This window comes from Candidatus Stoquefichus massiliensis AP9 (assembly GCF_000455285.1).
Lineage (GTDB): Bacteria > Bacillota_I > Bacilli_A > Erysipelotrichales > Coprobacillaceae > Stoquefichus > Stoquefichus massiliensis.
The window spans coordinates 339,987-340,873 of sequence record NZ_HG005287.1; the positions used below are offsets into that span (position 1 = coordinate 339,987).

Annotated in this window: 1 pseudogene; it reads right to left on the reverse strand. The window is 41.1% G+C overall.

Annotated elements, in window-relative coordinates:
• Window positions 1-887 (reverse strand): annotated as a pseudogene (locus BN350_RS20910) (leucine-rich repeat domain-containing protein); the annotation flags it as partial.

The window sequence follows — 887 nt, forward strand, 5'->3', positions numbered from 1 at the left end:
TTTGGCAATACAAGTCTGTTAAATTAGCATTGCTGCTGACATCCAGACTGCTGATACCCGTGTTGTTGCAATATAAGGTTGTTAAATTGGCATTGCTGCTGACATCCAGACTGGTGATGCCCGTGCCGCTGCAATTCAAGGTTGTTAAAGCAGAAAACTTATCAATACCTGTCAAGTCGGCAACCTCCCTAGGAACAGAGATAGTCGTTACGCTTGCTATCTCTGCTGCTGATAACGTATCGTTGCTATCTTTGTCAAAGTTCGTTTTTATATAGTCCCTAAATGCTGCATCTGGGAAATTCGTTTCGTTGATTTCAATACCTGCTGAATATCCTGTAAGGTTCACCGTTACCGTTAATGTCTTATCTTCACCATTCGCTGTACCACAGTCATATTCATAGACAATCGGTGTTCCTGCTGTATAGTTGCTGACGACACCTGTTGATGATTCATAAGATGCACCACTTACGATAGAAATCTTGCTCTTATCAATACCGGCAATTTTATCTGTAATGGTAAATGTGTCCTCTGTGACTTCCAACTTCATTGTTGTGGTCGTTGACATAGTTACTGTTAATCCTGTATTTGTTCCTAGATTCAGATAAGCAAGAGGAGTTTTGGAACAATTCAAGGTTGTTAAAACAGTATTGCTGCTGACATCCAGACTGCTGATGCCCGTGCCGTAGCAATTCAAGGTTTTTAAAGCAGAAGCACCATTGACATTCAAAGTTGTCAGTGTTTTATTGCTTTGGCAATTCAAGGTTTCTAAATTAGCATTATTGCTGACATCCAGACTGGTAATACCCGTGCTGAAGCAATTCAAGGATGTTAAATTGGTATTGCTGCTGACATCCAGACTGCTGATGCCCGTGCTGTAGCAATGCAAG